Genomic DNA, 21,486 nt, shown 5'->3' on the forward strand with positions numbered 1-21,486 from the left:
ACTTCAGAAGACAAGGTCCGGGGCGACGTCGAAACGTCGCCCCGGCAGGAGAAGAACCCTCAACGAGGGCGCTTCGGGGAGAAGGATCAGAACGTCTTGGTGACGCTCATGTACCAGTAGCGGCCGTAGGGCTGGTAGAGCGAGCCCAGATAGCCGGCCGACGAGAGCGGCGGCGCCTGGTTGGTGATGTTGCGCACACCCGCCCGCAGCTTGGTGTTGTTGGCGATGCCGAAGCGGTCCTCGAACTCGTACTGGCCGTACAGGTTGCCGGTCAGGCGGCTCTCGACCTCCCACGGCGTGCCGCTGGCGCCGATCAGCAGGGTGTCGTCGACCGCGCTGATGTACTGGGTGAAGACCCCGACCTGCCAAGGACCGTTGGCCCAGGTGACCGTGCCCGACACCTTCCACTCCGGCCGGCCGTTCTGGGCCACCAGGCTGGAGGAGTCGGGCAGGGGCGTGGCGGCGTTGATCGTTCCGGCGGCGCGGGCGGCGTACAGGGCGTCGATCTGCGGGCCCGGCTCACGGCTGAACTTGGTCAGCTTGGCCGCGTTGATGTTGACGCGGAAGTCGCCCACCGGGGTGTCGCGCAGGCGCCAGACGATGCCGAAGTCGATGCCCTGGACGTCCTGCGGCAGCAGGTTCACGAACCGGTCCGAGACCGAGATGATCTGGCCGACCGGGGCGATGCCGGTGCCGGCGAACAGGGCGATGTCATCGGCGTTGGGCGCGGCGCGGGTCACCAGCGGGTTGGACGAGCCGCTGACGCGATCCAGATAGTCCTGGACGGTCGCGGCGGAACCGCCGAACAGGCCGACGATCTTCTCCTGCTGGATGCGCCACTTGTCGACGGTGAAGGTCCAGTCGCCCAGGCTCTCGGGCAGGAAGCGCGGCTGGAAGACCACGCCGTAGGACGAGTTGGTGCTCTCTTCCGGCTTCAGGTCCGGGTTGCCCGAGACCAGCAGGGAATAGCCGATCGAGCGGGCGCAGGCGCCGAAGGTGGCGATCCGGCCGGCGCGCAGGTCGGCCTCACAGCGGATGTAGTCGTTGTTGGTCGCCAGACGGCCGTAGGTGGTGGCGTTGGTCTGTTCCAGGTTCGGGGCGCGGAAGCCTTCCGAATAGGAGCCGCGGATGCGCAGGCCGTCGAAGATGTCCCAGGCGGCGGCGATCTTCGGCTTGGCCACGCTGCCGAAGTCCGAATAGTGCTCGGCGCGGCCGGCGATCTGCAGATCCAGGCTACGGACGAACGGGATGTTCATCTCCGGCGAGACGACCGGCACGGCGAACTCGATATAGGCGGCCGAGACGGTGCGCTCGCCGTGAGTGTCCGGGTTCGGACTGACCGAGATGACGTTGGACAGGTTGGTCGCGCCGGTGACCGAGTCGACGAAGACGTTGGTGCCGTCGACGTTGGGATCGCGGTCGTCGTTCTGGGTCTCCTTGCGCGCCTCGAGGCCGAAGGCCATGCCGACGTCGCCGGCCCACAGGCTGAACAGATCGGCCCTGGACACCTTGAAGTCGATCATGGCGAGGGTCGTCTTGGACACCCGCTTCAGGTCGAAGGTGATGGCGTCGATGGCGGCCTGTGAGCTGGGCGTACAGTCGCCGACGCTGGTGTTGTCCAGGCAGCCGCCGTTGAACGGGTTGTAGGCGTCCGGCGTCGACAGGGCCAGTTGGGCCTGGAGTTTAGTGGCGTTGACCGCGGTCGAACTATCGGTGGCCTCGGCTTCCGAATAGGTGATCGCGCTCTCCCAGTCGAAGCCGCGGAACTCGCCGCGCAGACCGGCCAGGGCGCGGGCCTGGTAGTTGTCGACGCTGACCTTCTGCATACCCGCATCGACGAAGCGGTACTGGTTCAGGGTCAGGTTCAGACCGGTGACCGGCACATTGGTCAGGCCCGACAGGCGATTGGGGTTGGTCTGGCCGTTGGCGAAAGTCACCGGGCCGAACGGGTTCCAGTAGTTGCTGGCCGGGATGGTCAGGGTGTTCAGGTTGATCAGCGGCGGCTGAACACGCTGGGTCTGGGCCTGATACCAGCCCAGCTCACCGAAGGCGGTGACGTTGTCGTTGAGGTCGTAGTGGCCGGTGAAGAACAGGTTCAGCCGCTGGACATCGGGCGTGATGGTCGTGCCCGTCGCGGTGTCGAAACGCAGGTCGCGCTGGACGCCGTTGAAGCTGAGCGCGCCGGTGCCGATGCACAGGCCGTTGGCCGTCGCCGTGGCGCAGCCGGTGATGGTCGTCGGCTGGATGTGGAAGGCGCCGGCCGCCGTGGTGATGGCCGTGGTCCCGCGGCGGATGGTTCCCGGACCGTTCACGACCGCCAGGTTGGCCCAGGGACCGCGCGTGTTGCGGGCGTCCGGCGTCAGGCTGGAGGCGAAGTCGGGATAGTTCTCGAACAGGAAGCGCAGGTTGTCCGAACGGGTGAACTGCTGGTCGGACGCCTCCAGCGCGGTGCGGTCGGTGTAGTCGATGAAGGCCGAGACGTTGCCGCGCTCGAAGTCCTTGCCCGCGAACAGCCCGATGCTGAGCTCGCGCATATGGGTGCTCTCGGCGCCGCCGTACTGGGTGGTGAACTTCAGGCCGTCGAAGTCGTCCTGGGTGACGGTGTTGACCACCCCCGCCACGGCGTCGGCCCCGTAGATGGCGGCCGCGCCGTCCAGCAGGACCTCCAGACGCTCCAGCCCCGAGACCGGGATGGCGTTGGAGTTGTAGCTGAGCACGGGGACGGTGCCGGTGTCGGACGTGCCCTGGCTGGTCGGGTGGGAGACGATGCGGCGGCCGTTCAGCAGCACCAGAGTGTTCCCGACGCCGAGCGAGCGCAGGTTGACCGAGTTGACGTCGCCGCGCGCCGCGTTCGAGGTCTGGGCGTTGTTGGCCGCGCTGAACAGGACGTCGCCCATCTGCGGGATGGTGCGCAGCAGGTCGTCGCCGGTGACGGCGCCGGTGGCGGCGATCTGCTCCTGCCCGAGGACCGCGACCGGCAGGGCGGTCGTGATCGAGGCGCCGCGGATCTGGGAGCCGACGACCACGACGTCATCGACGTTGGCGGCGGGCTCGCCCTCCTGCTGGGCCTGATCAACGATGGCCTGGGTCGCGGGCGAGGCGGCCGGGGCCGGCTGCGACGCGGGCTGTTGCGGCGCGGCGAGCGCCGTCTGGGCCATGGCGTTTCCAGCCAGGGCGATAAGGGCCGTGGCGGCGGTGGTCGCCAGCATGGCGGTCTTGATCTTGATCATTATTGTCCTCCCTCGTGTCGTTTTTTGTTGTCTTGTCTGTGGGTTAGTCGGCGGTAATGACCGCATCGCCCCCCGGCCCTGCGGCGGGATCGGGTTGTGCGGCAAGGGGTTTGGGCTGTCCGTCCAGGGCCCGTTTCAGGGCGTCGCGGTCGAGCTGGTTCTCCCAGCGGGCCACGACGAGGGTGGCCACGGCATTGCCGATGAAGTTGGTCAGGGCCCGGCATTCGCTCATGAACCGGTCGACGCCGAGGATCAGGGCCATGCCCGCGATCGGCACCGAGGGGACCACCGCGAGCGTCGCGGCGAGCGTGATGAAGCCGGCCCCGGTGATGCCCGCCGCGCCCTTGGACGACAGCATGGCGACCAGCAGCAGCAGGATCTGCTGCTCCAGGCTGAGGTGGATGCCCAGGGCCTGGGCGATGAACAGGGCCGCCATCGTCATATAGATGTTGGTGCCGTCCAGATTGAACGAATAGCCCGTCGGCACGACCAGACCGACCACCGACTTGGCGGCCCCGGCCCGCTCCATCTTCTCCAGCAGGCTGGGCAGCGCGGCCTCGGATGAGGAGGTGCCCAGCACCAGCAGCAGCTCCTCCTTCAGATAGCGGATCAGCTTGAGGACGTTGAATCCATTGGCGATCCCGACCAGACCCAGCACCCCGACCACGAACAGGATGGCGGTCAGGTAGAAGGTGGCGACCAGAGCCGCGAGGTTGGCGATCGAGCCGATGCCGTAGGCCCCGATGGTGAAGGCGAAGGCCCCGAAGGCCCCGATCGGCGCCGCCTTCATCAGGATGGCCACCAGCTTGAAGAAGGCGGCCGAGATCGATTCCAGGAAGGTCAGCACCGGCTTGCCGACGTCGCCGATCAGGGCCAGCGCGATGCCGAACAGGATCGAGACGAACAGCACCTGCAGGATGTTGCCGGTCGAAAACGCGCTGACCACGGTGTCGGGGATGATGCCCATCAGGAAGCCCTGAATGGTCGTCTCATGCGCGGCGCTGGAATACTGGGCCACCGCCCCGGCGTTCAGCGTCGAGGGGTCGATGTTCAGGCCCCGACCCGGCTGGACCACATTGGCGACGATCAGGCCGAGGATCAAAGCCAGCGTCGAGAACACCAGGAAATAGGCGAAGGCCTTGGCCGCCACCCGGCCGACCTTGCCCAGATCCCGCATCCCCGCGATCCCGGTCACGATGGTCAGGAAGATCACCGGAGCGATGACCATCTTGACCAGCTTGATGAAGGCGTCGCCCAGAGGCTTCAGCGACTTGCCGAACTCCGGCCAGAAATGACCGATCACCGCCCCCAGCACGATCGCCGTCAGCACCTGGAAATACAGGTGGGCGTAGAAGGGTTTCTTCGCAGCCGGAACGGCCGCGGTCTGGGTGATCGGTTGCAACGCCTGTTCCTCATGGCGGACGCGGTCCGCGAAACTCCCGGGCACGATCTTCGAGTCGTGTCTCCGGCCTCATTCTGGCCGCAGGAGCGGCGAAGGTGAAACCCCCTCGATAAAAATCATAGTCGATTGATATTGCTCCGATAAAGATCGAGACGGCGCAGAATTCCGGCCTCTGAATGCGAAAATCCGCCACAGCATCTAGGCAAAACGTGCGGATAATCGCACACTGAGGCATGGCCTTCACCGACTTGCAGAGCCGATTATCGACGGTCCTTCGACCCACGGCGCGGCCGTGGATCGGACTGGCCGTGGTCTGGCTGATCCTCGCCGTGGGCGCCGCCGTGGTTGCGGGCGAACTGGCCCGAAGGCAGGCCGAGGGGGATCTGGCGCGGCAGGCCCAGGCGGGCGCGGCCCTGCACGCGGCGGTGCTGAGGAGCGAGCTGGAGAAGCACCGGTCCCTGCCGCTGGTGCTGGCGCAGGACCCGGAGGCGATCGCCCTCCTGACCCAGCCCGGCCCCGCCCGCACCGATCAGGTCGACCGCAAGCTGGAGCGGCTGGCGGGCCAGACCCGGGCGGCGGTCATCTATCTGCTGGACGCCAGGGGCGTGGCGCGGGCGGCCAGCAACTGGCGGCTGCCGACCAGCTTCGTCGGCGAGGACTACAGCTTCCGCCCCTATTTCACCCGCGCCATGCAGACCGGCGACGCCGAGTTCTTCGCGCTCGGCACCGTCAGCGGACGCCCCGGCCTCTATCTGGCGCGCCGCATGGCCGATGCGGACGGACGCGTCGTCGGGGTCGCCGTGGTGAAGGTCGAGTTCGATGCGCTGGAGGCCGACTGGCGCGGCTCGGGCGAGCCGGCCTATGTCGCCGATCCCTCGGGCGTGATCCTGATCACCAGCGTGCCCGACTGGCGCTTCCGCACGGTCGCCCCGATGAGCGACGCCCAGAGGCGGCAGGTCCTGACCGGCCAGACCCTGGGTCACGACGCGCTGGCTCCCCTGCCCTTCCGCACCCCGGCGAACCGACCGGCCCTTGTCAGCGCCGCCGTGGACGGGCCGCCGGAAAGCTGGATGGCGGCCTCGGCGGATACGGCGACGCCCGGCTGGACCCTGCATCTGCTGTCGCCGGCGGGCACAGCCATTCTGGTGGCGGTTTCGAACGCCCGGGCCGTGGCCCTGCTGGCCGTCACCCTGATGATGGGGGCCGTCGGCATCCTGCTGCGCCGCCGTCAGCTGGCCGAGGCCCAGATGCGCGCCGAGGAGGCCGCCCGCGCCGATCTGGAGCGCCGTATCGACGAGCGCACCGTCGAGCTGCGCGCCGCCAATGACGAGCTGAACCGCCAGATCGACGAACGCCGCGCCGCCGAGGCCGGCCGCGAGATGCTGCGCGAGGAACTGGTCCAGGCCAACAAGCTGGCGACGCTGGGCCAGATCGCCGCCGGGGTGGCGCATGAGATCAACCAGCCGGTCGCGGCCATCCGCACCAGCGCCGAGACGGTGCTGGCCTATCTGAAGCGCGACGACGGCGAGGGGGTGACGCGCACCGCCAACCGCATCGCCGAGCTGACGGCCCGGATCGGATCGATCACCGACGAACTGCGCGCCTTCTCGAGGAAGACAACCTCGCGCCCCTCGGCGGTCAGTCCGGACGAGGCCATCGACGGGGCGCTGGTGCTGCTGACCGGGCGGCTGCGCGCCAGCCGGATCGCGGTGAGCCGGATCAAGGCGCCGTCGCTGAAGGTGCTGGCCGACCGGGTGCGGCTGGAGCAGGTGATCCTGAACCTCGTCCAGAACGCGGTCGAGGCCCTGGACGAGGCCGGCGCCGCCGAGCCCCGGCTGAGCCTGTCGGTGGCGACCGCCGGAACCGGCGTGGAGATCGTCATCGCCGACAACGGCCCGGGGCTGTCAGACGAGATCGCCGGCGCCCTGTTCACCCCCTTCGTGACCACAAAGGCGACCGGGCTGGGCCTCGGCCTCGTCATCTGCCGCGACATCGTCGCCAGCTTCGGGGGCGAGTTGAACACGCGCGCCTCTGACGCCGGGGCGGTGTTCGTGATTTCGTTGAAGGCCGCCTGATGGATTTCGCCCAGCCCAGGGCCGTCGCCCTGATTGACGACGACGACGACTTCCGCGAGGCCCTGTCCGAACGGCTGGCGCTGGAGGGGTTCGAGGTCTCGGCCTACCCCTCCGCCGAGGCCGCGCTGAAGGCCGTGGACGCGGGTTTCGCGGGCGTGGTGGTCAGCGACCTGCGGATGCCCGGTCTGGACGGCCGCCAGTTGCTGGCGCGGCTACAGGCGATCGACGAGGGCCTGCCCGTGCTGATGATCACCGGCCATGGCGACATCGCCGATGCGGTCGAGGCCCTGAGGCACGGTGCCTATGATTTCGTGGCCAAGCCCTTCGCCTTCGAGCGGCTGCTGGACAGTCTGAACCGGGCGCTGGAGAAGCGAGCGCTGGTGCTGGACAACCGGCGGCTGGCGGCGGCCCAGAGCGACGCGGGGCTGGAACTGCCCCTGCTGGGCGCCAGCGAGACCATGGCCCGCCTCAGGGCCACCATCGCCCAGTTGGCCGACGCTCGGCTGGATGTCCTGATCGAGGGCGAGACCGGGGTCGGCAAGGAGGTCGTCGCCCGGGCCCTGCACAACGGCGGACGGCGGCGCATCCATCCGTTCGTGGCGGTCAACTGCGGCGCCCTGCCCGAGGGTCTGATCGAGAGCGAACTGTTCGGCCATGAGCCCGGCGCCTTCCCCGGCGCAACCCGACGGCGCATCGGCCATATCGAGCAGAGCCACCGCGGCACCCTGTTCCTCGACGAGATCGAGAGCATGCCCATGGCCGTACAGGTCAAGCTGCTGCGGGTCATCGAGGAGCGGGAGGTGCAGCCGATCGGCGGCCCGGCGAAGACGCTCGACCTGCGTATCCTCGCCTCGTCCAAGATCGATCTGGAAGACGCCATCCGGGCCGGCGCCTTCCGCGAGGACCTCTACTACCGGCTGAACGTCGTGAAGCTGAGGGTCGCGCCCCTGCGCGAGCGGCGCGAGGACATGCCCCTGTTGTTCGCCCACTTCCTGCGGCGGGCGGCGGCGCGCGAGGACCGGTCCGCGCCCGGTCTGACGGCGTCGGTGCGGCGGCATCTGCTGGAGCACGACTGGCCGGGCAATGTCCGCGAGCTGGTCCATTTCGCCGAACGGGTGGCGGCGGGCCTGACCGATCCGGGCGGGGTCGGGGTGGTCGAGGAGGAGGCCGGCGGCCTGACCGAACGCGTCGCCCGCTATGAGGCCGAACTGATCCGCGAGACCCTGGAACGCTGCGACGGCGACGTCACCGCCGTCACCGAGGCCCTGCGCCTGCCGCGGAAGACCCTGTACGACAAGCTGCAGAAACACGGGCTGAAACCGGCGGATTTCCGACGGCGGCGCGAAGGATAATTCCGCTCGGCACGCATTTTTTCACCCAAGGCACAAGCCAAGGCGATGATTCTTCGCTATAGACGCCGAATGGTCTGTCACTCGACGCAATTTCGCCGCCTGCCGCTTCGGCTTGACGCGCGACTTATCGGCAGCCGCCGCGCCTGATCTGCGCCCGGCGGCTTTACCCGCGCCGTAACCTGTCCAGACCACTTCCAATATGAGGAGACGCGCCCTGATGCTGCGCGATCCGTCCGTAAAATACCGCCCCTTCCCCCAGGTCGACATTCCCGATCGCACCTGGCCCTCGAAGACGATCACCAAGGCCCCGCGCTGGCTGTCGACCGACATGCGCGACGGCAACCAGGCCCTGATCGACCCGATGAACGCCGAGAAGAAGCAGCGCTTCTTCGACCTGCTGGTGAAGATCGGCATCAAGGAGATCGAGGTAGGCTTCCCCTCCGCGGGCGCCACCGAGTTCGACTTCATCCGCTCCCTGGTCGATCGCGGTGCCATTCCCGACGACGTCATGCCCCAGGTCCTGACCCAGGCGCGCGCCGACCTGATCGCGAAGACCTTCGACAGTCTGGACGGGGCCAAACAGGCCGTCGTCCACGTCTACAACGCCGTCTCCCCCGCCTGGCGGCGTATCGTCTTCGGTCTGGAGCGGCCCGAGATCCGCGAGATCGCGGTGACGGCCGCCAAGCTGTTGCGCGATCAGGCGGCGGCGCGTCCGAACACCGACTGGCGCTTCGAATACAGCCCCGAGACCTTCTCCACCGCCGAGCTGGATTTCTCCGTCGAGTGCTGCGAGGCGGTGATGGACATCCTGCAGCCGACGCCCGAGCGGCCGCTGATCCTGAACCTGCCGGCGACGGTCGAGGCGGCCTCGCCCAACGTCTATGCCGACCAGATCGAATGGTTCGGCCGCAACATCTCGCGCCGCGACAGCGTGATCATCTCGGTCCACCCGCACAACGACCGGGGCACGGGCGTGGCGGCGGCGGAGCTGTCGATCATGGCCGGCGCCGACCGGGTCGAGGGCTGTCTGTTCGGCAATGGCGAGCGGACCGGCAACGTCGATCTCGTGACCCTGGCGCTGAACATGTACACCCAGGGCGTCGATCCGGAGCTGGACTTCTCGGACATCGGCGAGGTGGTGCAGACCGTCGAATACTGCAACCAGATCCCGGTCCATCCGCGCCATCCCTATGCGGGCGAACTGGTCTTCACCGCCTTCTCGGGCAGCCATCAGGACGCGATCAAGAAGGGCTTCGCGGCTCAACAGACGCGCAACGACCAGATGTGGGACGTCCCCTATCTGCCCATCGACCCGGCCGACATCGGCTGTTCCTATGAGGCGGTGATCCGGGTCAACTCCCAGTCGGGCAAGGGCGGGGTCGCCTGGATCCTGGAACAGGACAAGGGGCTGAAGCTGCCCAAGCGCCTTCAGGCCGACTTCAGCCGTCACGTGCAGGAGATGGCCGACCAGACCAGCCGAGAGCTGAACGCCGCCGACATCTGGAGCGCCTTCCAGACCGCCTATCATCTGAACAGTCCGCAGCCGCTGCGGCTGATCGACTATCAGGAGGGCGCCGTGACCGGCGGGTCGCGTCACTTCGTCGGCCGCATCAGCCTGGACGGTCAGGAGCACACCGTCAGCGGGCGCGGCAACGGCCTGATGTCCAGCGTGCTGGACGGGCTGCGCGAAGGCGTCGGCATCGATCTGGAGATCGCCGACTATCAGGAGCACGCCATCGGGCATGGCTCCGACGTGCAGGCGGCGGCCTATGTCGAGTGCAAGGGCGCGGACGGGGCGACCTGGTTCGGCGTGGGCATCGACGCCGACGTGGCCACGGCCTCGGTCAAGGCCCTGCTGTCGGCGGCGACCAGCGCCCGGGCGGCGGCCCAGGCGCGCGCGAAGGCGCCCGAGCCCGCGACCGCCTAGGCGTAGCGCGAAAGCGCCAGGTCGGCGGTCTCGATCTCGGCCTTCCTGCCGCTGATCTGGTCCGCCAGCACCCGCGCCGAGCCACAGGCCATGGTCCAGCCCAGGGTGCCGTGGCCGGTGTTGATGTGCAGGTTCGCAATGCGCGTCGGCCCGACCACCGGGGTGCCGTCCGGCGTCATCGGACGCAGGCCGGTCCAGAAGCGGGCGGCGTCGAGGTCGCCCGCCCCGGGGAAGAGGCTGGACACCGAATGCTTCAGCGTGCGCTCGCGCGGCGGCGGCAGGTCGTGGCTGAAGCCCGACAGTTCGGCCATGCCGCCCACCCGGATGCGGTCGCCGAGGCGGGTGATGGCGACCTTGTAGCTCTCGTCCATGACGGTCGAGACCGGGGCGCCGGCCTCATCGATGATCGGCATGGTGATGGAATAGCCCTTCACCGGATAGACCGGCAGGCGCAGGTCGATCGACCGGGCGATGGCGGTCGAATAGCTGCCGAGCGCCAGCACATAGACGTCGGCGCTGAGGTCGCCCTGATCCGTCGTGACCGACGTGATCCGCCCGGCGTCCACATTCACGCGCCTGACCGTCTCGTTGAAGCGGAAGATGACCCCCGCCTCCGCCGCCATCTCGGCCAGACGGACGGTGAACAGGTTGCAGTCGCCGGTCTCGTCATGCGGCAGGCGCAGGCCGCCGACGAAGGGCACGTCGGAGCGGGCCAGACCCGGTTCGGCGGCGATACAGCCGGCGGGGTCAAGCACCTCACACGGCACCCCCTCGGCCTTGAGCACCTTCACGTCCTTGTCCACGTCATGGAGCTGTTTGTCGGTGCGGAAGAGCTGCAGCGTGCCCTGCTGGCGGCCGTCGTAGGTGATGCCGGTCTCGCCGCGCAGGGCGTCGAGCTGATCGCGGCTGTATTCGGCCAGACGGACCATCCGCTCCTTGTTCAGGGCATAGCGGGTCGAGGTGCAGTTGCGCAGCATGGCCACGCCCCAGGTGATCATGTCCCAGTTGACGGCAGGACGCAGGATCAGGGGCGCGTGCTTCATCATCAGCCAGCGCGGCGCCTTCCTCGGGATCGAGGGCGCGGCCCAGGGCGAGGAATAGCCGGGAGAGACCTGACCGGCGTTGGCGAAACTGGTCTCCAGAGCGGGTCCCGGCTGGCGCTCGATGACCGTGACCTCATGGCCCTGCTTGGCGAGATACCAGGCCGTCGTCACCCCGATGACGCCGGCTCCGAGCACGATACACTTCAAGACAGACCCTCCAGAGGGAACATTCGACCCTTCTTAACGCGGGGTCGCGGAATCGGGTGCAGTCTGGAGAAGCCAAGGCGGCTTGGCGAGCCCCTCCCCTATTTCGGCGTTACCGGGCAGACGACGGTCTCCGTCCGCAGGGCCGTCAGCCAGCCGGCCTCGGACGCCGAAATCGCCTTCCCGTCGGCCTCCAGGGGGATGCGGACGCGGCTCGGCGGGCGGCCGGCGTCTTCCCCGGAGGCATACTGACGCATGACCGCGACCTTCACATAGGCGTCGGGCAGCGGGTAGCAGGCGAAGAACTGGGCCCAGGTCTGGATGCCAGTGGCGTCTACCGTGACGGCCGCGCCCTGCTTCCGGTCCTGCAGGTCCACCGTCCGGCCCGCACAACGGCCCATGACGATCAGCAGCAGGGCCAGCACGGCGATGATCGCCGGGACGCGCCACAGGGTGGAACCGGTCTTCGGACGGGCCGCGGCGATGACGGACTTGCGGGCCATCAACCGATCACCCGGTTCGGAGAATCCTGCGCCAGCCAGTCAAGCACGGCGCGGTCCTGGACGAGCAGGGCCGCGACCTTGGTGGCCGGATTGTGGATGGCGTCGCTGCGTTGCTGGACATTGATGGCCACGGTCAGGGCGCGCAGCGGCCGGTCGTCGGGGGCGCCGACCTCATAGCGCGCGATGACCAGGGCGATGGCGTGGCCCTTCTCCGCATCGAAGCCCGCGTCGGGCGAGACGCCCAGCACCCGGCCGGTGTCGCGATCGACCTGCAGCGCCGAGGGGGCCGAGCCGCCCGCGCCCATCCGGTCGATGCGTTGGAAGGCCTGGGTCAGGGCGGCGACGCCGACACCGTCGATGACCGTGCGGCAGATCGGCTTGACGCGCTCATGGGCGCGGCGGAGGCCGGACGTCGTGCCCGACTGGTCGGCCAGGGTCAGCTGACGCTCGCGCGTATCCCACTTGAGGCCGCAGTCGTAGGCGGCCAGCGCCATCATCGCCAGATCGACGGGATTGAGCGCCTGCTGCCGGTCGACATTGGGCGTGCCGGTCTTGGCGAATATCCGGTACTCCTGCCCCTCGGGCGCGGTCGGCAGGGTGATCTCGCGTCCGGTGCCGCCCGGGCCGACGACGGCGCGCAGGCCGGTCATCATCGGCTTCCAGGCCTCGTCGCGGATCATCAGCGGCTGCAACGGCGGGCGTTCGGCGTCGATCAGGAAGCGCGCCTCGACCTGGCGGCGCAGCACCATGCGCGAGAAGACCTCGGCCAGACGCAGCGTCGACCAGCGCGACCGTCCGCCGCCCAGCGCGCTCATCAGATAGTCGCCCTTGAGGTCATGGATGACGTTGAGGCCGAGCGATTCCCGCTCCAGCCCCAGCGCCTGAAGCGCGGGACTGTCGAGGTTCACCCCGCCCGCCTTGGCCTGCCAGACGGAGGTGTCACGGCGCGGGGTCTCGCGGTCGAACTCGGCCTGGACGCCGAACAGTCGGGTCAGCTCCAGCGCCCAGGGCACGGCGCGCTGCTGGGCCATGTCGGGGACGATCCCGAACTCCCCGCGCGGCTGGCCTGACAGGATCGGCGTCACCGGAAGCTGGCAGAATTGGGCGCCGTTCAGGCGGTAGCAGTCGGTCGTGGCGGGCGGCAGGCTCTGGTCCGGCTTCGTCGGATCGTCACTGAGCGACATCAGCATCAAGGCCGCCGCGTATTTGTTGCTGGAGGCCTCGAGGAAGCGGGTGAAGTTCATCCAGGCGGGACCGGAGACGGTGTCGGAGAAGGCCATGCCGTCGGCGCGGCGGGTGCCGAGATCGACGCCCAGCAGCTCACGGAAGCCGGGCGCGCCGGGCCGCACCTCCAGCGTCGCCAGGGCCGGGAAGGTCTGGAGGATGGCCATGGACAGCGGCGCCTTGGCCACCGAGCCCACGGGCATCAGATCGAAATTGTGGTTGGAGGTGGTGAAGCGGTGACGACCGCGCGTGTCGTCGGCCCGGTCGCCGGTCGTGTCGGACGGCGGGGTCGGCAGGCTGGCGATGGCCAGCACTTCTCCGGTCATGCCGTCCATCATGGTCACGGCCGAGCGGAAAGCGGGCGTTGACGGCAGCTGGTCGACGACGGCGTGGAGCTGGCTCTCGGCCTCGGACTGGAGCCGCTGGTCGAGGGTGACGACGATCGGCCGGTCGTCGCGGCGGGTCACGGCGGGCTCCAGCGAGCGGGCGAAGCTCTCCAGCCCCGGCGCGCGCAGCCTCTGGCCGCTGACCGCCTCGAAGCGGGACACGGTCGGGGCCGCGACCTCATAGACGAACCGCTCGGCCCGCTCGCCCCGGGTGAAGACCAGATCGCGGTCGGCGGGCAGGCGCAGATACTGGACTTCCCCGGGACCGGCCGAGGCCTCTACCCCGGCGACGGTGACGGTCACCGGCGAGCCACCGATGACGCGGACCAGGGCGTTCTGGTTGTCGAGGGCGATGACGTCGGCGACCTCCTTCTCGTCGACGAAGCGGTAGCGGCGCGGCCAGAGCGACTGCCCCTCCCCCTCTTCCGGCTTGAACAGGGTCAGGGTCGCCGTCGTCAGCCCGCCTTCGGAAGCGCCGCGCGCCGGGCGGAACAGGAAGGCCCGGGTCTCGCCCACACGCCGCAGCGACGCCCCGCCCGAGGAGCCGGTGCGGAACTGGATGTCGCCGCGCCACTGCAGCGTCCCGGCATAGGGGCCGAGCACCTGATGCGCCGTCGGATCGATCTCGGTCAGGCGTGCGCCGCGCCCCAGATCGTCGTCGAACAGCCAGCGGCCGGGCTCGGTCATGTCGACGCGCAGATAGGAGCTGCGCACGAAGGCCTTCCAGCCCTCGGCGTCGCTCGGGGCCAGGGCGGAGGGCTGGATACGAACCTCGCCGTCGGGGCGCTGTCTGATCTCCAGCCAGCCGCGCTTGAGCACCAGATCATTGATCAGGGCGTTGTAGGCGTCGGCCTGACGCACGGCGTGGATGTCCGAGCGTGGATGGCCCATCAGCTCACGGATCCACGGCGCGCCGACGATCAGCAGGACGAAGACGAAGCCGACGAACCAGCCGGGCGCGATCCGCGAGGACGGCAGGGACACACGCGGGATCGACGGGCCGCGCGGGGCTTCCGGCGGCGGTGTCTGCTCCGGTTCGGACTGCGGCGAGGCCGCGGCGGCCTTCACAGCGAGGGCCTCGGCGGCGGCGGCCTTCTTCTTCGCGGCGGCGATCAGTGACTTGCCACGGGCCATCAGACGGCCCCCGGCGTCGAAGTGTCTTCAGGCTGGCGAGACACCGCCGTCAGGCCGAACCAGGCCATCAGGAACAGGGTCATCCCCTCCAGCAGGTCGCTGTCGGAGGCGGCGGCCAGCAGATAGACGTTGCGGCCGGTGAAGGGCGCCAGCTGCAGATTGGCCAGCACCACATAGGCGCCGACACCAAAGAGTATCCACAGCGCCATCAGGCCGAGGATCCGCCCCTGCCCCGGCTCGCCGTCCACGTCTGGCCGCGTCGCCCGCGCCGCCGCCGCCGCCAGCACGCCGAGGCAGAGCAGAAGCGCCGCGGCCCCGAACCGGCCGTAGGGAGCCATGATGTGGATGGTCGAGACATTGTCGTTCAGCTGGACCGGCTTGAGCACGCTGAGATTGACCGGCGCCAGCCAGCCCCGGCCGAACAGGGTGGCGGTGTAGTCGGACAGATGCTGGGACCAGACGCGCAGGTTCTCGGCCTCCCACGAGCCGTAGCGCTCGACCTGATCGGGCGAGCCGAAGGCCCAGAGGCGCAGCTGGTTCTGGCTGTAGGCGCCGGCGCGGGACAGGATGTCGAGGGCGGGCTGGTCCGAGGCCGAGACGGCGGCGCGGGCCAGGTCGTCGGGCGAGGCGGCGGCGGGCGCCTGGAAGACCACCAGCGCCGCGAAGACCATCAGCACGGCCCCGCAAAGCGGCGCGGCCCAGGCGGCGGCGGCCAGCCGGGCCTCGTTGCTCGTCGCGTGACGCCGCCGCTCCCACACGCCCCAGGCCGCCATGGCCATGACCGGGATGCCGACGAGGGCGTAGCCGTTGTCCTTGACCCCCACCGGCAGCAGCACGAACAGCACGCCCAGCGACAGGCAGAAGGCGATGCCGAGCCGGATCGCCTGACGCCCGGTCGCCTTCGCCCCCTCGGCCATCAGGCCCGAAAAGCCGAGGATCAGGGCCGGCGTATAGAGGGCGCTGACGGCGAAGCCGAGCACCGGCAGCCGCTCCTTGATCGACATCAGCCCCAGCAGGCCGCGCACGATCCCGGTCGTCGGCAGGACGATGCGCCAGTCGGCGATACGGTCCTTGAGGCGTTTAGGAACAATAGCTTGTGCGCGGGTCCGGAGATTCTGAACGAGGTCAGCGCCCCGCTCCGTCGCGCCCCAGGCCTGAAAGCCGCTGAGAGCCAGAACGGCGGCCGTGGCCAGCAGCGACAGCCCGCCCGGCGTCGGGCTCCAGAACGGCCCGCCCATCCACAGATGCAGCGCGAGACTGACGGCGAGCATGAAACCGAAGACCAGAGCCAACCGGATCGCGCTCGCCGTCGTCGGCGGCGCCATGAGCAGGAAGAGCCCGGTCATGGCGACATAGGCGAGGCCCGCCTCTCCCACGACGGAGATACCGCCGGCCAGCTCCGGATCAGCGACGAGGCCGGCGAAGGCGGTCAGCATCCGCATGGCCAGCAGAGCCTGAAGCGCGACGAACAGCATCCATTGCAGACGCCGCCTGCCACTCGCTTCAGCGCGCCACTCCTCGCCCCAGACGGCCAACACCACCACGGCCCAGGCGAGGCTGAGCCAGCCGAGGATCCACGGCCCGCCGAGCCGGTCCAGCCTCAGCTCCGCCGCCTTGCCCACCGCCACCGGGTCCGTCAGGCGGAAGGTCCCCGAGACCAGCTCGGCGCAATGGGCGGGCTCCGGATAGGGCAGATCCTGGGTCAGGGCGTTGGACAGGTCGCCGCCCAACACGGGGAAGTCGGGCGCCACCGGCGAGGGTGAGCCGTTCCGGGGGCAGCGCCCCACCCGCTCCACAGCCGGGGTCGACAGGGCGGCGGTCAGGACCGTGCCGGACTGGCCCAAAGCGATCTGGCGCCGCTCCTGCAGCCGGCCCAGAGGGTCGCCCGGATCGACGGCGTTGTAGGTGCGGATGTCCCAGATCGACAGGGCGCGGGCCTGATCGACCGGGATGGGCTCAAGCTTGGTCGCCGGGATCGGCGTGACCTGCCCGCCCTCGACCTTGCCGAGCCGCGCCTTCGGGTCGAGCAGGACGATCTTCCAGCCGCCGAACAGCTGACCGGTCTGGTAGACGAAGCCGTGTGTGGCGGGCGCGCCCGGCAGGACGCGGTTCAGGGGATGGATGGCCTGCGACGGCTTCCACGACACCGTGGGGGCCAGACCGAAGGCGCGGCGTTGCGGCAGGGCGGGTCCCGTCTTCCCGTCCTGTTCGAAGCGGAAGGGACCGCGCTCGAAGCGATACCAGACGGCGCCGGGCGCTTCGCAACCCTTGAGGCAGACGGCCATGCCGGGACCGAAGTCCTGCGCGCCGATAACGTCATAGCTTCCGCCGTGCCGGACCGCCGCGACCGACAGGGTCTCGCCGACGGGATTGGGCGCGGGAGCCTCGGGGACCTCCATCAGGACAGCGCCCGTGCCCGGGGTCTGGCGCGGGATGGTCACGACGGATGGCGAGGCGCCGCGGATGAAGAGGTCGTCGTCGGGGCCGCCGCCGATGCTCAGGGACCCGCGCGTCACATCCACCGTCAGCCGGCTGAGCGACAGATGCATGTCGCCGAAGCGGCCGTTCAGCGAGCCGTCGATCAGGCTGGCCCAGACGATGGCCGGGGCGATGGCGACGCCGATCCCGACCAGCCAGGGCGTCATCGGCCGCGACCGGTCAGAGGCCCGCCAGATCGCCCAGACGGCCGCCAGGAACAGGGCGGAAAAGACGACCCCCAGCCAGCCCGTCATCGGCTCTCGGGATCCGGCCGGTGATGCGAGACATAGAGGCGGCGATAGGCGTCGCGGACCCGGGCGAAGGCATAGACCCCCACCGTCATCCCGACCGCCAGAAGGATCAGGATGAGGCCGCCGAGGACGGCCCCGGCGCCCGCGCCGAAGCTGCGGGCCAGCCGCGCCTGATCAAGCGTCTTGTCAAAACCCTTGCACAGGCCATTGGATTCACTGATGCGATAGGCCACAGCGGCGCGGCTGACCGGGTTGGACTGGGCCTTGGAGAAGGGGCCGCAGACATGGCGGTCCAGCCAGGCCCGCTCCTGTCCGGCGCCGGCCGGGAACGGCGGCAGCCCCTCGGGCGCCTCGCCGTCGCCGCGCAGGAACTCGGCCCACTGATAGACCGAATTCTCGGCCGCGGCGCCCAGAGCCTCGTCGCTCTCGGCGCCCGCCGGAATGACCATGGCCCCGCGCTCCCCGCCCCACGGCGAGGGGAAGCCGGTCAGCCAGATCGCGACGAGCAGCCAGAGCACCACGAAGGCGGCGGCCAGCACCTGGACCGGCCTCTGGTCCGCCTCGCCGAAGACGATGTCGATGCCGTCCATGCGCCAGCGACGCAGGCGTTGGGTCAGGGTCATGGCGGGAACGGCGTCGGTCACAGGCTACGTCTCTTCACCGGGGTCAGGCGGCCGTCGTCACGGAAGCGCCGAATGGCGCGGGCGGCGGAGATGAAGGCCCAATCGGCCCGGCTGGACAGCTGCTGTCCCCGTCCCGCCCACTGGATCCAGCGGATCACGGGGACCACGCCCCAGCTGCGCCGGCTGTAGTCGACGCGCAGGGGATCGCGCTTGCGCCGCGCCGGGTCCTCGGACTCGGCGAAGGCGGTGACGAAGTCCAGCTTGCACCAGCGGAAGCCCTCCATGCACTGGACCAGGCCGCGCCGGAAACGCCGCACCGTGGTCAGGGGATCGTCGTCGAATTTCTCCAGCGCCAGCAGGTCTTCCTCGGCGTCCTTGAACAGCAGGTGCAGCAGATTGACCGGCTTGTCGGGCACGCCGTCGGCATAGGCGTCCTGGATCTCGCGGATGTAGTCCTTGATGACGTCGGCCTTGGCCAGGCCGATGAAGACCGGCTTGGACGGACGCTTCGCGGTCGCGGCGTGGGCGATGACGCCGTCGCGGCCCATGGCGATGACCTCGTCGACGTCGACGCCGGTCTCCAGCAGGGACAGCAGGTCCTGCAGCCGGCCCAGGGTCTTGATGAACCGCTCCAGCTGGGGATTGGACTTGGCCAGTTCGCGAGCCTGGGCCTCCAGCGTCTGCTGGGCGCGGGGTACGCGGCTCTTGCCCGGGACCTCGTCCTCCCACAGGGCGTAGCGTTCGGCGGCGCGCTCGGCCAGCAGCACCTCATCGGCGGGCAGGACGATGATCACCGACTTGCACACCTGCAGCGCCAGCAGTTCCTCGCGGCGGCCGAACAGGTCGATGCCCGCGACGCCCTCGAAGCGCTCGCCCGGCATGTCGATGATGTGGAAGACGTCGTCGGCGTGCGCCCCCTCGGCCCCGGCGACCGGCAGGAAGCTGTGCGAGGAGATGTTGTTCGACCGGCTGACCCGCGCGCCCTGGTCGGCGAAGGCGGGCTCGGACCGCAGGGGGAACCACGGGTCATGGAACAGCCTGTGCTTCAGCCGGGTCAGGAACCAGCTCTTGCCCGCCGAGGCGAAGCCCAGAAGGACGACCACGTTCTGGTCGGCGGTCTTCCAGCTGTTGAGCAGGGTCTCGGAGACCGGCTGGTCGTGCTCGGGCGCCCCGGCCAGACCGCGCGCGGGGCGGCGCGGCGCCGGACGCGCGGCGGGCTTCAGCGGATCGGCGTCGGGCGCCGGTTCTACGACGGGCGGCGCCTCATCGATGACGGCGGCGCCGAGGATGATGGTCTCCGGATCGGGCGCCGGTTCGAAGGTCGGGACGAGGACGAGGTCCGTACCCGGTACGGCAAGGGGAGCCGGAGCCGCCTCGGCCAGGGCGTCGATCCCGGCCAGCAGCGCCGTCTGGTCCTCGCCGGAGGCCGGGGCTTCGGGCGGGCGTGGCTTGGCCGCCTCCTCGCGCCGCACCTCGACGCAATAGGGGCATTCGTCCAGCTGTTCCGGATAGGAGATGAAGTGGATCGGGCAGGTCTTGTCGGCCATCAGCGCCCTCCTCCGCCCACGGCGTGGAGCGCGGTTTTCAGAGCGGAAACATAGGCCTGCTTCGGCATCTGCACTTCATTTCTCAGGACCGGCGAGAGCACCCGCGCGGCATAGGCGGACCGGGCTGCGGGGCCGGCGGCCCGGACCAGATCATAGACGGCGGGGGTCGCCAATGCCGCGTCCTCCGGCCCGGCGGGAAGCGCCAGCAGGGCGGCGACCGCCTGACCGCAGGGCTTTGAGGCGCCGGGCTCCGGCAGGCACTGGCCGATCAGCCGCACCGTAAGACGGCGGCGTTCGGCGGCCCCGGCCGGCTGGATCGCGGCCTTGAGCAGGCGCAGGCGCGTCGCGGCAGGCAGGCTGTCCAGCGGGTAACCCGCCTCGGCCGCCAGCCGGTCGGCGAGGCCCGCGAAGGCCAGCAGGTCCAGCGACTGGGCCGACATCCACGGCAGGACGCCTTCGCGCAGGGCGAGGCCGGCGACCAGGGCCACGGCGGCGGGCCGGTCGGCATTGGCCTCGACATAGTCGTTCAGATACCAGGCGGCGCCCTCGGCCTCGCCCGGCTGCTCCATCAGACGCCCCAGGGCGATGGCGCAGCCCTTGAGCAGATCCGGCCCCTCGGGCGTGTCATCGGAGCGGTCGGCGACTGCGGCCAGCAAGGCGGCGCGGCCGACGGGATCGAGGTCTAGGCAGGCCTCCAGAATGGCGATGGCGGCGGCGGCCTCGGGCGCATGGTCGGCATAGCGCGGCGACCAGTCGAGGTCGCGGTGGGTGGCGCGGGCGCGGGCCACGGCCTCGACCTCGGTCCAGACGCGCCAGGCGGGCGGCGGGGCGGCGGGCGTCGTCGACGGGACCACCGGGGCGATCTGGCCGTTGGTCAGGCGCACGGCGCGGCGGGCGGCGGCGGACGGCTCGCCCTCCCCGGCGCCCCGCACGATCAGGCGGAAGGCCTCGTCGGGATCAAAGGCGCCCGAACGGGCGAAGGCGCCCGAGGTGGCCCAGCCGGTGATGCGCGCGCGCTGCTCGGGCGGATCCATGCCGTCGATGGCGCCGGCGAGGACGGCTTCAGGGCTGGCGGCGCCGACGGCGATGTCCTGATCGGCCCACTCCAGCCCGAACGGCGCCAGACGCGGGCCCGGATCGGCGCGCGACAGGGCCTCGAGGTCGAGCCGCAGCGGGACGTCGGCGAAGCTCAGGTCATCGTCGGCGGTCGGCGCCGGGATATGGGGCAGCAGCCGGTGCGGCCGCCACTCGAGAGCCGTCATGGCCGCCATCGGAACGATGACCACATGGGCCATGGCCACGGTGCCGAGGTCGGCGTCGCCGAGGAAGGCCACGCGGGCGACGGCGAAGGCGGACGGGTCCAGCGGGAACATCACCACGCAGTCGGCGGGCTGACGGTCGGCCCAGCCGGCCAGGGCCAGGCTGAAGTGGCGCAGCATCCCCTCGACCGCCGCCTCCTCCGGACGCTCGGAGGAGCGGGCCAGAATGGAGTAGCCCCGGCCGCTGTCGACCGGGCCGAGCACCGCCGTCGCCAGCACCGTTTGGCTCAACGGCCCTTCTCCTGCAGCTGGGTCGCCATGCCGGAGGGGGCAGCGCCGGTCGCGGGCGTCTGGGCCGGAGTTTGGGTTTGGGGCGCCAGGCCGGTCTCCGGCGGCAGGAGCGTCGGGTCGACCAGGACATTCGGCGTGGTCGTCGGCGCGGGTTCGGGCTTGGTCAGTCCCCCACCCAGCGCATAGCCGCCGACAAAGATGCCCACGGCGATCAGGGCGGCGACGCAGGCCGCGATGATCTCGCGCGCGCGGTTCGGGGCCGAAGCCGCGGAATGAGAACGGAAATCGGGCGAACCACCACCGATACGCCGGGCGATGGCCTCGGCCAGGGCATCGCTGTCGATCACCGCGCCGCCGTGGCGCAGCTCCTCGACCGCCCCGGCCATCTCGCCCCGCACGATCCCGGCCAGAAGCTGGGCGACCGGAGACTTGGGATCGGCCGCCACGCGCCCGCCCGCCTCTCGCAAAACCAGATCGATCAGATCGCGTCGGACCTGATCGAGACCGTCATCCTGGGCTGTGGCCATTCGCTGCTCCCGATCCTCCATGCCTATACG

Annotated in this window: 13 protein-coding genes; 3 read left to right on the forward strand and 10 right to left on the reverse strand. The window is 69.9% G+C overall.

Annotation, left to right across the window (positions count from 1 at the left end; genetic code table 11):
- Positions 1-86: 86 nt before the first annotated feature.
- Together ACW172_RS00050 and ACW172_RS00055 are read right to left on the reverse strand one after the other, a co-directional pair.
- Positions 87-3,230 (reverse strand): TonB-dependent receptor domain-containing protein, encoded by a 3,144-nt coding sequence (locus ACW172_RS00050; protein WP_492033162.1) that lies wholly within the window; start codon positions 3,228-3,230, stop codon positions 87-89.
- 43 nt (positions 3,231-3,273) lie between these two features.
- Entirely contained in the window at positions 3,274-4,632 is a 1,359-nt protein-coding gene (locus ACW172_RS00055; protein ID WP_492033163.1) for a dicarboxylate/amino acid:cation symporter, read from the reverse strand.
- Positions 4,633-4,865: 233 nt separating this feature from the next.
- Between ACW172_RS00055 and ACW172_RS00060 the strand changes: the two genes are divergently transcribed.
- The 3 genes from ACW172_RS00060 (at position 4,866) to leuA (ending at position 9,986) form a co-directional block, all read left to right on the forward strand.
- Complete coding sequence (locus tag ACW172_RS00060; protein WP_492033164.1) at positions 4,866-6,707, forward strand: ATP-binding protein; 1,842 nt, start codon at positions 4,866-4,868, stop codon at positions 6,705-6,707.
- The gene (locus ACW172_RS00065) at positions 6,707-8,059 is read left to right on the forward strand and encodes a sigma-54-dependent transcriptional regulator (RefSeq protein ID WP_492033165.1); all 1,353 of its coding nucleotides are present in this window, start codon (positions 6,707-6,709) and stop codon (positions 8,057-8,059) included. The genes ACW172_RS00060 and ACW172_RS00065 overlap by 1 nt, the downstream gene beginning before the upstream one ends.
- A 217-nt stretch (positions 8,060-8,276) precedes the next feature.
- Complete coding sequence (gene leuA, locus ACW172_RS00070) at positions 8,277-9,986, forward strand: 2-isopropylmalate synthase (protein ID WP_492033166.1); 1,710 nt, start codon at positions 8,277-8,279, stop codon at positions 9,984-9,986.
- Here the strand turns inward: leuA and ACW172_RS00075 are convergent.
- From ACW172_RS00075 to ACW172_RS00110, 8 genes are all read right to left on the reverse strand, one after another.
- Positions 9,983-11,224, reverse strand: a complete 1,242-nt coding sequence (locus ACW172_RS00075; RefSeq protein ID WP_492033167.1) for a D-amino acid dehydrogenase — start codon at positions 11,222-11,224, stop codon at positions 9,983-9,985. The two genes, leuA and ACW172_RS00075, sit on opposite strands and share 4 nt — an antisense overlap.
- A 110-nt stretch (positions 11,225-11,334) precedes the next feature.
- Positions 11,335-11,736, reverse strand: coding sequence for a hypothetical protein (locus ACW172_RS00080; protein ID WP_492033168.1), 402 nt, complete (start codon positions 11,734-11,736; stop codon positions 11,335-11,337).
- Positions 11,736-14,480, reverse strand: a complete 2,745-nt coding sequence (locus ACW172_RS00085; RefSeq protein ID WP_492033169.1) for a hypothetical protein — start codon at positions 14,478-14,480, stop codon at positions 11,736-11,738. Before ACW172_RS00085 ends, ACW172_RS00080 begins: the two co-directional genes overlap by 1 nt.
- Positions 14,480-17,212 (reverse strand): hypothetical protein, encoded by a 2,733-nt coding sequence (locus ACW172_RS00090; RefSeq protein ID WP_492033170.1) that lies wholly within the window; start codon positions 17,210-17,212, stop codon positions 14,480-14,482. The genes ACW172_RS00085 and ACW172_RS00090 overlap by 1 nt, the downstream gene beginning before the upstream one ends.
- Positions 17,209-17,853 (reverse strand): hypothetical protein, encoded by a 645-nt coding sequence (locus ACW172_RS00095; RefSeq protein ID WP_492033171.1) that lies wholly within the window; start codon positions 17,851-17,853, stop codon positions 17,209-17,211. Before ACW172_RS00095 ends, ACW172_RS00090 begins: the two co-directional genes overlap by 4 nt.
- On the reverse strand, positions 17,850-19,379 hold the full coding sequence (locus ACW172_RS00100; protein ID WP_492033172.1) for a hypothetical protein: 1,530 nt from the start codon (positions 19,377-19,379) through the stop codon (positions 17,850-17,852). Before ACW172_RS00100 ends, ACW172_RS00095 begins: the two co-directional genes overlap by 4 nt.
- On the reverse strand, positions 19,379-20,929 hold the full coding sequence (locus tag ACW172_RS00105; protein WP_492033173.1) for a hypothetical protein: 1,551 nt from the start codon (positions 20,927-20,929) through the stop codon (positions 19,379-19,381). Before ACW172_RS00105 ends, ACW172_RS00100 begins: the two co-directional genes overlap by 1 nt.
- Positions 20,926-21,456 (reverse strand): hypothetical protein, encoded by a 531-nt coding sequence (locus tag ACW172_RS00110; RefSeq protein ID WP_492033174.1) that lies wholly within the window; start codon positions 21,454-21,456, stop codon positions 20,926-20,928. The genes ACW172_RS00105 and ACW172_RS00110 overlap by 4 nt, the downstream gene beginning before the upstream one ends.
- Positions 21,457-21,486 lie beyond the last annotated feature (30 nt).

The sequence above is a fragment of the Brevundimonas sp. ALps5 genome (assembly GCF_058681645.1).

Bases quoted from the DNA above. Each gene is read 5' to 3' on its own strand.
- ACW172_RS00050 (WP_492033162.1), bottom strand. From the start codon at position 3,230: ATGATCAAGATCAAGACCGCCATGCTGGCGACCACCGCCGCCACGGCC.
- ACW172_RS00060 (WP_492033164.1), top strand. From the start codon at position 4,866: ATGGCCTTCACCGACTTGCAGAGCCGATTATCGACGGTCCTTCGACCC.
- ACW172_RS00065 (WP_492033165.1), top strand. From the start codon at position 6,707: ATGGATTTCGCCCAGCCCAGGGCCGTCGCCCTGATTGACGACGACGAC.
- leuA (WP_492033166.1), top strand. From the start codon at position 8,277: ATGCTGCGCGATCCGTCCGTAAAATACCGCCCCTTCCCCCAGGTCGAC.
- ACW172_RS00080 (WP_492033168.1), bottom strand. From the start codon at position 11,736: ATGGCCCGCAAGTCCGTCATCGCCGCGGCCCGTCCGAAGACCGGTTCC.
- ACW172_RS00085 (WP_492033169.1), bottom strand. From the start codon at position 14,480: ATGGCCCGTGGCAAGTCACTGATCGCCGCCGCGAAGAAGAAGGCCGCC.
- ACW172_RS00090 (WP_492033170.1), bottom strand. From the start codon at position 17,212: ATGACGGGCTGGCTGGGGGTCGTCTTTTCCGCCCTGTTCCTGGCGGCC.
- ACW172_RS00100 (WP_492033172.1), bottom strand. From the start codon at position 19,379: ATGGCCGACAAGACCTGCCCGATCCACTTCATCTCCTATCCGGAACAG.
- ACW172_RS00110 (WP_492033174.1), bottom strand. From the start codon at position 21,456: ATGGCCACAGCCCAGGATGACGGTCTCGATCAGGTCCGACGCGATCTG.